This window comes from Nitratireductor rhodophyticola, from assembly GCF_019891355.1.
GTDB lineage: Bacteria > Pseudomonadota > Alphaproteobacteria > Rhizobiales > Rhizobiaceae > Nitratireductor > Nitratireductor rhodophyticola.
In genome coordinates, this window is sequence record NZ_JAHSSF010000002.1 from 29,092 (window position 1) to 43,268 (window position 14,177).

General features: G+C 61.0%; 7 protein-coding genes. 2 read left to right on the forward strand and 5 right to left on the reverse strand.

Annotation, left to right across the window (positions count from 1 at the left end; all coding sequences use genetic code 11):
- Positions 1–269 precede the first annotated feature (269 nt).
- Both KUG85_RS05925 and KUG85_RS05930 read left to right on the forward strand, forming a co-directional pair.
- On the forward strand, positions 270–5,843 hold the full coding sequence (locus KUG85_RS05925) for an MBG domain-containing protein (RefSeq protein ID WP_223004535.1): 5,574 nt from the start codon (positions 270–272) through the stop codon (positions 5,841–5,843).
- A 2-nt stretch (positions 5,844–5,845) separates the two neighbouring features.
- Positions 5,846–7,636, forward strand: a complete 1,791-nt coding sequence (locus KUG85_RS05930; RefSeq protein WP_255606272.1) for a ShlB/FhaC/HecB family hemolysin secretion/activation protein — start codon at positions 5,846–5,848, stop codon at positions 7,634–7,636.
- A 436-nt stretch (positions 7,637–8,072) separates the two neighbouring features.
- Here the strand turns inward: KUG85_RS05930 and KUG85_RS05935 are convergent, their stop codons facing one another.
- The 5 genes from KUG85_RS05935 to KUG85_RS05955 all read right to left on the reverse strand — a co-directional run bounded on the left by KUG85_RS05935 (position 8,073) and on the right by KUG85_RS05955 (position 14,176).
- A complete protein-coding gene (locus tag KUG85_RS05935; RefSeq protein WP_255606273.1) occupies positions 8,073–8,747 on the reverse strand; it encodes an FkbM family methyltransferase in 675 nt (224 codons plus the stop codon).
- A 110-nt stretch (positions 8,748–8,857) separates the two neighbouring features.
- Complete coding sequence (locus KUG85_RS05940; protein WP_255606274.1) at positions 8,858–10,687, reverse strand: hypothetical protein; 1,830 nt, start codon at positions 10,685–10,687, stop codon at positions 8,858–8,860.
- A gap of 164 nt (positions 10,688–10,851) precedes the next feature.
- Entirely contained in the window at positions 10,852–12,033 is a 1,182-nt protein-coding gene (locus KUG85_RS05945; protein WP_223004539.1) for an aminotransferase class V-fold PLP-dependent enzyme, read from the reverse strand.
- Between the two features lie 14 nt (positions 12,034–12,047).
- Entirely contained in the window at positions 12,048–13,076 is a 1,029-nt protein-coding gene (locus KUG85_RS05950) for a GDP-mannose 4,6-dehydratase (RefSeq protein ID WP_223004540.1), read from the reverse strand.
- 224 nt (positions 13,077–13,300) lie between these two features.
- Positions 13,301–14,176: a sigma-70 family RNA polymerase sigma factor gene (locus tag KUG85_RS05955; RefSeq protein ID WP_223004541.1), complete on the reverse strand. Its 876-nt coding sequence runs from the start codon at positions 14,174–14,176 to the stop codon at positions 13,301–13,303.
- Position 14,177 lies beyond the last annotated feature (1 nt).

Below are 14,177 nucleotides of genomic sequence, written 5' to 3' on the forward strand. Positions count from 1 at the left end.
CTCACGTCAATATCCGCGCAGTGGATGCTTTTTCACGATCTGTCTCGCGAATAGGGCGCCCATCGTCAGATTTGGTCAGAAATGATCAGAATTGGTAGGTGGAATCCGGAATAGAACCCTCTGTATTGAAAGCGATGTCGAATGGAACATCGTGTTTTCCGGGGGGAATTCGAGGCATGACGAAGGGGATGACTGATATCTGCGTCCCGGGCGCCAGGATGAGATTGCACAAGAGTGTTCACCTCTCTCCGGCGCTATATGCGTCCCTCATGCTGACCACAGCGCTCGTTCCCGCCACAGCCATAGCCGATGACGCCCTGCCCTCCGGGGGACAGTTTACCACCGGCAATGGGGTAATCTCGGCAAATGGCCCGCGGATGGATATCCGCCAGACGAGCGAAACCGGCATCGTGAACTGGAACGGGTTTTCTGTCGGGTCCGGCAATCAGGTTCATTTCGACAATGGCAATGGCGCGACGCTCAATCGCGTCACCGGCAATGTTTCAAGCCAGATCGACGGCAGCCTCACCGCGACCGGCAGCGTGTTCCTCATCAATCCAGCCGGTGTGGTGGTCGGCAGCGGCGGTCTGGTCGCCACGGGAGGTTCGTTTGTCGCCTCCACCCATGACGTGACCGACAGTGATTTCCTCAATGGCGGCGGGATGACCTTCTCCAGCAACAGCACCGCCGAGGTGACGAATGCCGGCACGATCCGCTCTGCACAGGGCGATATCGCGCTGATTGCCCGGCGGGTGGAGAATACCGGCACGCTGGAAGCGCCCAAAGGCACCGCCGCGCTTGGCGCGGGCTACAAGGTGCTGATGAAAGACACAGCCGACACGGACGGGCTCCTCTCCGTGGAACTCGGCGGTCCGGACACGGAAGCCGTGAATTCAGGCACGATTGCTGCCGCGAATGCCGAGATCCGCGCCAATGGCGGCAATGTCTATGCACTGGCCGGCAACACGGACGACGTCATCAAGGCGACGGGTGTGACCAGCTCCGGCGGGCGCATTTTTCTGACCGCCGGGGCCACGGGCAAGGTCAGGGCCAGCGGTCGCCTCAAGGCCCGCAGGATGGCGACGAACGTGCCCATTCCGACCCCACGTCCGGCGCGCGAGGGCGGAACGATCACCGTCACCGGCGGGGACATCACGGTCACCGGAACCTTTGACGCCTCCGCTGAAAGCGATGGCGACAGGGGCGGCGAGATCATGATCTTCGCCGAAAAGGACACAACCGTCTCCGGCGCTCTCAGCGCGCGGGGCGGGACTGGCGGTACGGGTGGCTTTATCGAGACTTCGGGCAGGAAGACCGTCGACTTCAACGGCGTCTCGATCGACACATCCGCTGCGGGCGGCACGACCGGCAACTGGCTGATCGACCCGGAAGACATCATCATCACCTACGGGCCGGCGCAGACGATTCAGAACGCCCTCGCAAACTCGAACGTCACGCTGCAAACGACTGCGACGACCGCAAACGGCCCCGTGGCCGGCACCCCTGGCCCCGGTCGTAAGGGCGACATTATCGTGAACAATGGCCTTGGCTGGAGCAGCACAAACACGCTGACTCTGGACGCCTACAACGATATCGAGATGAACGCCGGCGTGTTGGCGCCGAATGGCGGCCTGACGCTGATCGCAAAAGGGCAGGGCGGCCCCGATATCGTCGGCACGATCCACACCCATCCCAACTATGCTCTTGTCGATGTCGGGACCTTCACCCTTCAGCGCGGCTATTGGGATCAGGTCGGGGCTGCCCTGCCAACCTTCAAGGCGGGCGACTTCCGGGTTAATCAGCTTAGTGGGCAGTTTCTGCGGGCGCGTGGCGGGGACGGGACCGCGGCAAACCCGTATCAGCTCTCCGATATCTACGGGCTTCAGGGAATAGTAGAAAAGGATCGTCGTACAGGGTTGGTTGATCAACTCAATTATCAGCTCGTCAGTGATATCGATGCGTCGCCAGTGTCGGGCTGGAACAGCGGTGCAGGGTTCAGGCCCGTGAGCCTGGTAGGCAATCTGGACGGCCAGGGCCATACGATCGATGGGCTGTTTATAAACCGGCCCTCCGATCACAATGTTGCACTCATATCTCATTGGGGGGACCAGGGAACCCCCGGTTCGCCGGAGCCGGAAATCAAGGACCTCAACGTCACCAATGCCAGCGTGACCGGATATTCCCAGACAGCGATCCTGGTCGGTGAGAACAGCGGCGGGTCCATCGGTCATCACATATCGAATGTCACTGTCAGCGGTACGGTTGAGACAGAACGGTGGGGCGCAGGCGTCGTAGGCCGGTTTTTTGGAAACCTCGACAGATCGACGATGACGAATGTGCATGCGGATGTCTCTGTCACGGAAATCGGCACGGGCAGCGCCGTCGGCGGCCTGGTGAGCATTGCGACCGAGGGGCTGACTATATCGAATTCCAGTTCGACTGGAACAATAACCGGATCGAATTCTGGCGGACTCGTTGGAACCGCCGATGACGATAACAACAGGATCGAAACCTCCCATTCTACCGCGACGGTTGTCGCGTCAGGCAGCTTCCGTGTGGCTGGAGGTCTTGTCGGGGACTCCGAGGACCTCACGATTGAGAACAGCTATTTTGCCGGACAGGTGCTCGGCATCAATGGTGCTTCTGCGGGTGGTCTCTTTGGCAGGGCCGACCGAAACACCGCCATCATGAACTCCTTTGTCACGGGGCGCGTGGCGGCCGATGGCTATGCGGGCGCACTTATCGGTGAGGCCGGGCATAACAGTGTATCCATGACCAACGCGGCCTGGGACATTGGCACGACCGGGCGGAGCGACGCGATCGGATATACGGGGTTCTATACTCCGACAGTGACCAACACCGGCAGCCGGACCACCGCGCAGATGCAGGGCTCGCTCGACTTCGGGCTTGGCTTCAGCCTGAACAACACCATCTGGGCCACTGGCAACGACCTCTACCCCTATTTCGGCTGGCAATATGCTTCGACGCCGGTTGCCGTTTCGGGCACGGCCTATGGTGACAGCGGCAGCACGCCGCTTTCCGGGGCTGATGTCAGCGGCATTTCCGGCGGCAGCCTGTTTGGCTCTGCCGTTACCGGCGCCAATGGCTACTACTATATCCTGACCGATGCGGGATCGCTCGATGCTGCCGGCGTTCTCACCTATCTCGATGGCGAGAGCACGCAAAGCGCAACCTATTCCGACCGAATGACTGCTGGCGGCATCTCCGGCGCGGACATCTGGGGCAACACCTTCCGGATCGAGACGGACGCGGCCAATCTAAACAGCGTTTCAACCGCTCTGGACACGACGGTTGGCTCGTTCAGCGACAGCGATCTGGATTTCATAAATAACATTCCGGGCGCCGTGCTGAGGTCGGATGGCAACGGCAAAAGCCTCAATATCGATCTCGACGCCAGTGCCGACTTCTCGCTCAACCAGAACATGTATGCCGGGGGCAACCTGACAGTTTCAACGGATGGCACATTCTCCGTTGGCAAGAACCTGATGACTCTTTGGGCCGTCGCTGGCGAACTGACTGTAAACGGGGATCTTGCCTGGGCGAATTCCAATGAGCTCAATCTCTACAGCCACGCCAGCAACACCTCGATCACGATCAACGGATCGGTAACCGCCGCCAATGGCGGACTGCGCGTTGACCGGACAGGCAGCGCAACCAGTGTTTCCGCCACGGCCACCGGCGACATTTATGTCAACCGGTTCCGGTCTGACGCCAGTTGGACGCAGATTGGCAGCACCCTTCCGGGTTTCCACGCCAATGATTTCAACATAGCGGGCGGCGAGTTCCTTCGTGCGCTCGGCGGCGATGGGTCATCCGCGACGCCCTATCAGATCGCGGATGTCTACGGATTGCAGGGTATTGGATCGAGCGGTCTTCTCGGCAGCGCCTTCGTCCTCGCCAACGACATCGATGCATCGGGTACGGCAGGCTGGAACGGTGGCTCGGGCTTCGATCCGATCGGGGTCTACGGCGCCGAGTTCAGCGGTAGTCTCGACGGACAGGGTCATACCATCAGCGGCCTGACCATCGACCGCGCGGCTGACGATTATGTCGGCCTGTTCGGCTATGCCGCTGCCGGTTCGTCCCTGTCGGGTCTCATTCTGTCGGACGGCAGCGTCACCGGCAACGGTCACGTTGGCGCACTGGCTGGGTACGCCGGATCCACCATCGGCGACGTGCAGACCTCGACGGACGTTTCCGGCGCAGCCCACAGCATCGGCGGTCTGGTCGGCACGCTGGATGGGGCGGTCGCCCGCTCCTCCGCCACCGGCGCGGTGACCGGCATTGGCGGCGTCGGCGATATCGGCGGCCTTGTCGGTGTCACCTATAGCGGATCGACGATCCATCAGTCCTACGCCACTGGCAATGTGACCGTCGGCGGCGCGATCAACCTGAACTTCAACTTTGGCGGTCTGGTCGGGTACAATGCGGGCTCCATCACGCAATCCTTCGCCACCGGCAATGTGACGGCAGGCGGCAACGGGGCCGGCGGCCTGGCCGGCGTGAATGAAGGGTCGATCACGGATTCCTACGCGACGGGTTCCGTGTCGGCCGCCGCTTTCGCGGGCGGCCTTCTGGGTCAACTGACGACATCCGGATCGGTTGCAAGAGCCTATGCCACAGGCTCCGCCTCTGCCGGCGATGGCAATGAGGGCGGCATTGCAGGGCTCGTCGATACCGGCGCTTCCTTCAGCGCGACTGTATGGGACACCGACGCGTCTGGCCTGACGGATGCTGTCGGCTTCTCCTACGATCCCACGGTTCCCGGCGTGACCGGTCTGACAGGCGCGCAGATGACGCAGCTTTCGACCTTCACCGCTTATGGTTTCAACATCGACGATGAGGGCGGGACAGGCGCGGTCTGGCGCATCTACGACGGTTATACGACCCCGCTCCTGCGCGGTTTCATGACCGGTCTCAGCGTGACGGGCGGCAGCGGCAGCAAGGTCTATGACGGCAGCGCCGCAAGTTCCGATGTGGGAATGCTCGTTTTTGGCAGCCCCTATGACAGTTCCCGGATTTTCGGCACGGCAGGCTATCTTGCAGCCGCCGCAGATGCGGGAACCTACACGGGTGGAAACCTGACCCTTGGCGGGCTCTATTCCAGCCAGTTCGGCTACGATCTGACACTTGCATCGGGTTCGCTCGTCATCTCGCCTGCGACCCTGTGGGTGACGGCAAATGCGGCGAGCATGACCTATGGCGACGGTGCGCCGACCCTTGGCTATTCCCATGGCGGACTGGTCGGCGGCGATGATGCATCGGTGTTCACGGGAGCGCTCTCCAGTGGCGCGACCTCCACCAGCGATGTGGGCGCCTATGGGATCACGCAGGGGTCGTTATCGGCTGGCGGCAACTATCAGATCGCCTTTACCGGCGCTGACGTGACCGTCAACAGGCGCGCAGTCACGGTGCGGGCGGACGATCTGCAGCGCGACATTGGCGAAGCCAATCCCGCGCTGACCTACGCCATTGTGTCCGGATCGCTCGTCAATGGCGATCAGATGAGCGGCAGCCTTTTCACGATGGCGAATGCGAACTCGCCAGCCGGCATCTATGCCATCGATCAGGGCTCTCTAGCGCTCTCGGCCAACTACGATTTGACCTATCTCGGCGGCATTCTGACCGTCCTCGGCGGGCCGGATGTCCCGACACCCCTCGCGCAGCCGCAGGTATATGAGTCCTCGCCGCCATTGTTCATAGAAGCAGAGGATGGAAAGACCGAGACCTGCGAACCGGTGGCTGTCGGTGAGAGCGGCCCGGTCGCTGTTTACCCCTGCAACCGATCTTACGGCGCATGGCTCAGCGCTGCGGTGGAATGATCATGACACCAGAGTTTTCGATCCGTCAGCATCTGCTGACGCTGGCCATCGCGCTGAGCGCAGGCATCCTGCTCCTTCATGCGGCGGCTTTCGCGCAATCCGCCATCGAGCGCAACCTGCCGCAGGCTGTGCCCGGCGAGCCGGTGTCTCTCGGTGTGGATGAACAGGAATTCGGTGCGACAGACACGACGCCACTCGGGGTCGATCTCACCGGCGTTTATCTTATCGGTGAAGACGATGAGGCTGCCACTGCACCGCCGAAAGGCGTCGGGGGGAAAATCGATATCATCGACCGGCAGGCCGCCGAGAGCGCGTTGGGGCAGCTCATCGGTCAGCCGTTGACCCTCGCTCTGGCCGGCAAAATCCAGGCCGCAATCGCCCGCGTCTACAGGGAGGCCGGTTATCCGTTTGTCTCCGTCACCCTGCCGCCACAGGAAATCACCAGCGGTGTGCTGCAGGTCCGCGTCATTGAGTTTCGCACCGGCGGGGTGACGGTTGAAGGTGTGGCCGCTGATGAAGCCGAACGCATCCGGAAGGGCCTGCGCGCGGCACGCGGAGAGAAAATCGATGCACGGGCGCTGGAAGAAGATCTGAACTGGCTGAATCGCACCCCGTATCGGCGCGCCGAAGGGGTGTTTCGACCGGGCGAGGACACCGCGCTCAGCAGTCTTGACGTCATGATCCGGACGCAGAGGCCCTGGCAGGTCTTTGCCGGCTGGTCGAATTCCGGCTCGAGCGATACCGGGCGGGACCGTTATTTCCTTGGCGGTTCTGCGCGCCTGCCCCTGCCGGGCGCGCCGTGGATTTCCTATCAGATGACGGCAAGCGACGACATCTGGAGCGACCCGGGGATTATCATTCCGCGGGAGGGTGATTATCCGGGCTACATCAGTCATGCGGGCAGGTTGACCATCCCGACCTTTGCCCGCCAAAGTCTGGAAATCGCTCCGGGTCTGGTCGCGAGCAGCGACCGGCCAAACCGCTTTTTCACCATCGAGAACACGACGTTCGAACTGCCGGTGATCTATCGGTCGGCGGTCTCCAACATTCTGCCGGGACGCTTTTGGGGGGACATCTATGGCGGCGTTGAATTCAAACGCCTCGAACGACGTACATTGTTCAATGGCGTGTCGGTCGCAGAGGGAAATGCGGAGCTTTTCCAGCTGGTGTTGGGCTGGAGCGGGGATTTTGAGGACCGCTGGGGCAAAACGGTCTTGGATGTGCGCGTGAAAGCAAATCCCGGCGGCGTGCTTCAGGGCAACGACATGGCCAGCTGGCAGCCCTTTTCCAATGGCCGCATCGATGATCTTCGATACGCGTACCTGGCCATGGATCTCACCCGCGCCACGCCGCTGCCGGCGCAGCTCTCATGGATTTCCTCACTCTCGGGAACGCTCGCCGGCGAGGCGCTGCCGGACACGGAACGCGTCTCGCTCGGCGGGCGCTATGCGGTGCGCGGTTACAACTACGATGATGTGAGCGTGGACAGCGGCGTCATCTGGCGCAACGAGCTGCGATTGCCGAACACCTCGCTGCTGGGCGGCGAGGTCGCCGGCGACTGGTTTCCACGCATGCAGGACAGCTTTTCACTCTATCTTTTCGCCGATCTTGGATTCGGGCGCGATCACGCGACGGATCGAAGCTCGACCCTGGGCGGGGTTGGAGCAGGTTTCGACTACACCATCGCGGACACTTTCACGGCCAGCGTCTTCGCCGGTGCCGCCCTTCGCGACGCCGGCAGCACGAAAGCCGGTGGCTGGAATGTCCAGGGCAAGGTAACGGCGCGATTCTAGTGGTGAGCTCCCATCAGGTGGTACCCATCTGATGGTGCTCCCTGACAGAGCTTTGGGGCGCCGGCTTGGGCCGATTCTCCGTTTTTTGCGGGCATCTTTAAGTGTGAGGTATCAGTGGGCCTACGGGCATTCCGATTTGAACCTGCTGTTGAAGCAGAGGTGATCCCGTTCACTAAGACAGGGGCATACGGCGGGGGCGACCGACAAAAGGGAACGATACGCGATAAAGGCACGCAGATGGTTTTCGGCTGAGTTCGAGGCAAAGGTCGCGCTTGGAGCGGCCCGCTACGAAGCATCAGCTTCACCCGACCTGATCCACCTCTGTCTGGACCGGCGTTTTTGATTGGCATGGAGATTTGCAACCGAGATGCCGAAGCAAACCTCGGCTTCCTGCGATTAAAAGCGCTGATGGCGTGTTGCAGCAGGACACGCTGGTTCAGTGGGCGAACGCCCAGACGTCTGCTGCATAAAGGCCCACCTGGTAGTCTGCTGCATTCAGCTTCACGAGAACCTTGCCCATCTCCTCGGCAGATAGCGCACCGATTTCGATCTTGATCATGCCTGGCCGATAGCGCTCGATATCAAGCTGATCGAAGACCGCCCAGTCGGCTCCTTCGCAGTCGACCAGAAAAGCATCGATATACTCAATGCCGTTGCGGTCGAGAATGTTCTGCAACGTATCGCCCGGCACGTCGATATCCGTTAGATGCGCGGCGAATTTTTCGAAGTTGCCATCCTCCTCCCCCCAGGCATCCTTGCCGGACATGAGGTTGCTGTCGGTGATGGAGGAACAACCGATAAACTCAATCGGTAACGTGCCCGCCTCAAGCGCGGGGATGTCGAAAGTCTTGATCCGAATGGTGCCTTTTTCCTGCGTGACAGCCACCGGTTCAATGATGAAGCGGTCGGTGTCGGGATAGTTCTCCCGCAATCGCTTCTGATTGTAGGGAATGGGTTCCACAAGGACAGCGCGCGATCCTTTGATCCGGCGCAGCCAGGGTGTCACGTCATCGAACAGCACACCGTCACATGCTCCGACATTGATCAGTTGGAACGGACGGTCGGGGGTTGCCCTGCGTTGCGCCCCGGCGAGAAAACGCGTGCCACGCAACGCTGGGCCACGGTCCAGGACACCAACCGGCAGGGCACGGGATACCGCCGTCCGGGCCATTTGTGTGAAATTTGCCTTGAGACTCACAGTTCTGCTCCCACTTTTCGATCTTACTGGTTCAACGTTTCAAATTTCGGGTTGACGAATGCGTCGTAGCACTCGTCGAGTTTGATGCGACGGTGGTTGGCGAGGCCGCCGGAGTACAACGCCAGAAGTCTGGCGTTGGCATTGGTTGGCGGGCATGTCGGCATGAGTGCTATATCGACCGCCGACACGGCGCGCTGCACATCGGAATCCGGTGCGGGAACGGCACGAAAAGGGTCGGCGCCGACTGTGATGTGGAGAGGCGCTTTGCGGTCCATCAGCCATGGGAACGGATTGGTGAAATTCAGCGACATGATGGTGTTGAAGCGCACGCCGTTCTTTGCCTCCAGGGCGTGGAGGGAACCGATGGCTCGGTCAACAGTCTGCAGATAGGCAATCTGGAAGTCGAAATCCGAATAGAGGACACTTCCCGGCAGTTCGTCCAGAGCTGCGATGTCCTCGTATGCCGGACGGTGACGCGCATAGATATCCGTCATGACAGCGCTGCGGGTCAGCACGCTCGACCGCGTCGTTACAGCGCCCAGTGTCTTGAGATTGGCGTGTTCCAGCGGGACATAGCGGAGGCCGCCGACATAAGCTCGCGCCGCGCGTTCGATTATGGAAACCGCGGGTGGCAGATAGACCGCCCCGACCAGCGTTGCGATCACGATCACACTGCGCGAACCCGCTGTCCAGGAAGGCAGGGCGAGGAGTGCCCCCAATAGCGCCGGCCAGACGAAGATCATGGCCTGGCTGGCCGTGTTCTGGGTCTCGAAAAAGACGCCCGCAACTGTGATGGCAGCGAGCCAGAAAGCTGGTCGGTCCAGGAACGCCGCGACCGAAGTGGTCGATCTTTCATGCAGGGCTTTGGCAAACGCCGACCGCAGTTCGGATCGCCCGGCGATGAGCAACGTGCCGATGAGAACGCCAAGGGCGGCGGTAATGCCAAAGTTGATCGAGAGCGCCTGCGCGACGCGCGGCAAGAGAGTCCCGCTGTTCATCCGAACCAGCGTGAGAACGTCCGCAATATAGCTGATGACGATACCCGTCGAAACTTCAATCAAGGCAAGCAGTATGGCGAAGAGGACTGCAGCCAGCGCGGCATCCCGCAGTCGCACCCGACCGGCGAGGAGGGCAAAAGCGCAGATAAGACCTGCAGCGAGAAAGCCCGTGATCTTCCAGAAAAAGAGCACGAACATTGAAAGTGTTATCAATGAGATGAGCACGCCGCGATGACGCGCGAACATGAGCCCGGAAATCAGCGGAAAAAGAATGAGGCAGGTCTGGCGATTGTAGAAGCCGAAAGCGTCCGAGCCGGGAAAGGAAGAGAACTCCTTGCCGTTGAATGGCAGAAGGCTGAAGAGCAAGAAGGGTATCACGAGCCATAAGCCGAGCGCGCGCGGTGCTCTTGGGAGGCCGGCAAGCACAAGGGCCATGAGGGGCACCGTCACCGTCATTGTGGACCAGTGGATCAGCAGGCTCGGCTGCCCGCTCGGAAAGAGCCCGATCCAAATGGCGGCGATCGCGTATCCAAGCGGCCCGGCGGGCGTAAAGAAGTCGATCGCCGGCATCTGCCCGGTGAACATCCGGTTCGCGGCGTCGTAATAGGTAAACGTGTCCCAATACATCGCACCGATGGGAGCCCGAAGCGGCAAAGACAAAAGCACGACAGCCAGAATTGGGGCTGCTGCCAGAAACAGCCACGGGAGAACCGCGACGATCCTGTTTTTCGCGCCACTCGCGGAGGCAGAAAACGCTGACGGAAAGTCGCGCGTGTGTTGTTCCTGTACGCCACCGTCGTCGTTGACCACGCTCATATCCTCATCCTCGATGTCTGCGGGGAACCGGTCCCGCATGGCCCTGGCCAGAGGGTTTTCGGGAAAGTTCACCGCACTCTTCTGCCTGCTTAGTTATCGTCGAATACGAAACCGTTAAATGGCATGTATTTTGAATTAAAAATCCCGCAAAAGTTGCGCTTGGTTTACAGTTTCTGAATGATTTTGGGGAGCTGATGGAGCTGCTAACCTGCCCAGGCTTTCAATCCTTCCAGAACCATCTCGACATCGTATGCGTCCATCGCCGTATGAACGGGAAGGCGAACCAGCCGATCCCAGGTGCTTTCAGCTTCCAGAAGGGCGCCGTGGCCATAGGACATTGCTTTTGCCCGAGGCGACAGATGCAGCGGAACATAGTGCTGGCGACAGTCGATGCCGCGTTTCCGTTGCGAGGCAATCAGGTCCTTTGCTTCGCGGGCAGAGCGGGTGAGCGCGGGCATGAAGTGGAAATTGGATACGGTCTGGGCATCCGCATGGATCGGCATAATCGGCAGGGCCAGGGTCTCCATGCCGCGCATGAGGGCTGCGGCGACGCGCTTTCTCGCGGCCAGATTCTCATCAAGTGCCTCAAACTCAGCTGTGAGGATGGCAGCTTCCAGTTCGCCCATCTGAAAGCTGGAGCCTGTACTCGTCCACTCGTAGAAGGCTTTTTTACCGGATCGAACCAGAGCGAAATCCGTGCCACGCTCCACAATGCTCGTGACCAGCTCGAGCAGTTTGCGGTCGTCGGTGTTGACGATCAGTGCGCCCCCCTGGCCGCAGGAGACGACCTTGGTGTCGTGAAAGGAGAAGGCGCCAAACGTGCCGAAGGTGCCGAGGGGGCGGTCGTTGCGCAGGGTTCCAAACCCCTGCGCGGCGTCCTCGACAACATGAATGCCCCGGCTCCGGGCGAGCGCGAGGATCGCCTCCATATCAGCCACGCCCCCGCCATAGTGAGTGGCCACGATAACCCGCGTCCTGTCCGACAGACGGTGCGCGAGGTCTGCGGGATCGAGCATCATGCTCGCCGGGTCGATGTCGCAGAAGACTATGCGGGCGCCGGTCCGCTCGAAGGCCGTCGCCGAGGCGCAGAAGGTGAATGTCGGCACGATCACGTCATCGCCCGGGCCGAGCTCAAGCGTCAGCGCCGCGATTTCCAGTGCCGCGGTGCAGGAGTTTGTCAGGACGACACGCTCAGCAGCGGTGTGGTCGGCCAGCCACGCCTGCGCGCGCTGGAAGAAGGGTCCGTCCGGGCGCAGATGTCCGTGCCGCAGCGCCTCAGCCACATACGCCGCCTGACGACGGGCACGGTGAGGAACATGAAAAGGCAGAGCGTAGCTCGACCCGCTGGTTTTCAGGATCTGCGTAGCGGTGTTTCTGCCCGACATGGTTTACCGCCGCTTCAGGCTGCCGCGATGCTCATGCGGCGCTCGCGTCCCGGCAATGCGGCATGCGCCCCTCTATCGCCGGTCATGATTTCTCGCACCACCTCTTGCACGCCGGTGCGTGGTTGAAAGCCGAGTGCCGCCATCTTCGCTCCGTCCAGCAGGTAGGCGCGGTCATTGGCGGGGCGGTCGGCAACATGCTCAAACCGGCATGTTTTCTCCATTGCCGAGGCAATGATGCGGGCTACCTCCCTCACGCTGAAGGTCTCAGCCCCGGCGACATTGTAGGTCGCGTTGGGTGCTCCCTTCTGAACGATCAGCCGGACTGCCTGGACAAGATCGGAAATGGCAAGGAATGTGCGCCTCTGGTCCCCGTCGCCTTCCAGTTGAAACGCTCGTCCGCTCTGCGCCAGTTCGATGAAGCGGGGGATGAGTTTTTCTTTGTGCTGGCGCGGGCCGATCACGTTGCTGGGGCGCAGCACGGTGACGTCAAGCCCCGCGTTTCGGGCGTTCCTGATTTCGCCTTCTGCATCGGCCTTGGAACGCGCATAGGGGCTGGTGGGGGCGAAAGGGCTGGTTTCGTCGGCGGGCGAGAGCCTGCTGCCATACACCTCGTCGGTGCTGAAATGGATGACGCGCGGCACCCCGACGCTCCGGGCAGCCTCCAGCAGCACACGTGTCCCATGACGGTTTACGCGGTCGAACAGGTCCGGGTCGGCAAAGGAGCGCGGCACGTGGCTTTCCGCGGCCAGATGGAGAACGAGCATCTCTGGTGTGATGAGATCACGAAGCAGAGCCCTGTCCTCAACAGAGGCGCGAACCAGCCGCAGGCGACCGCTTCTCCTGGCGTTCACAAGGTTCTCGGCGTTCGCTGCGTATGTAAACGCGTCCACCACGGTAACCCGGGCCGTGGGGAACCAGGACAGAAGCGCATCAACCAGGTGAGAGCCAATAAAACCTGCACCGCCGGTTACCAGAATACCGGGTGCATCATGTATCGATCGGCTTTTTGCGGCCTCGCTGGACCCCGCTTTCTTTCCGGGCATGGCTATTTCTCCCCTCGACACGTCTTTGCATAAAGAGGTTGAGGAAAAACTAATTCTGCACGGCATGATTTTGACGCGCAATGGTTGTAAATCTGTCGTATCGGGACAATACTTTCAACATGACATTGTCGCTTGAGCGGAGGGCCACCCGGGAACCTTGTTTACGGGCTCGAGCGAAGATCGTAGATCAGCTACCGGAACCGGTTACAAAAGAACATCTTTACTCAGGAATGCCGGTCGCATCGAGTGAGGTGATGCAGTTTTTCCGGGTTGCGCGTCACATAGATTGCCGCGATCCTGCCGTTGCTGACCAGAAAAGCCGATGTTTGTGTGATGCCGCCGGCCTCGATTGTGATGAAGCCGGGCAGACCGTCGATCATGGTAGGGCGAACGAAGCGCGACGGCGCGCGGGCGAAATAGCGGGCCAGCGCCTTGAAGAGTTTTAGCGCGGTGTCGAGCCCGACCGATGGCGAAGTTGGCGCGGCAACCTGGCCGCCGCCATCCGTATAGATCACGACGTCCTTCGTCAGCAGATCGCGCAGCGCTTCCATGTCGCCGGTCCGCGATGCCGTGTAGAACGCTGCGGCAAGCTTCTGGCCTTCCACCTTCGTTGCGCTGAAGCGTGGGCGGGCCTGGCGGATGTGAACACGCGCCCTGCTGGCAAGCTTGCGGCAGGCAGCGGCGTCGCGGCCCAGCATTCCCGATACTTCTTCGAAGCCGACCCCGAAAACGTCATGCAGCAAAAAGGCGGCACGCTGTAGCGGAGACAGTCTTTCCAGCGCCATCATCAGCGGCAGCGTGATTTCCTCGGAGACATCGTCGTTCACCGGGTCGAGAAACGGCTCGGGCAACCAAGGCCCGATGTAGGTCTCGCGTCGTCGGCGCGCAGATTTCAGCTCGTTGATGCACAGGCGGGTAACGACCGTTTGAAGAAAGGCTGCAGGTTCGCGGACTTCGCTTCGATCATGGCTCAGCCAGCGCAGCCATGCGTCCTGCACGATGTCTTCCGCGTCGGCGAATGAACCCAGCATGCGATAGGCAAGCCGGGTCAGCCGTGGTCGAAGACCGGTGAAGATTGCATCGCTATCGCCTGCGGGCATC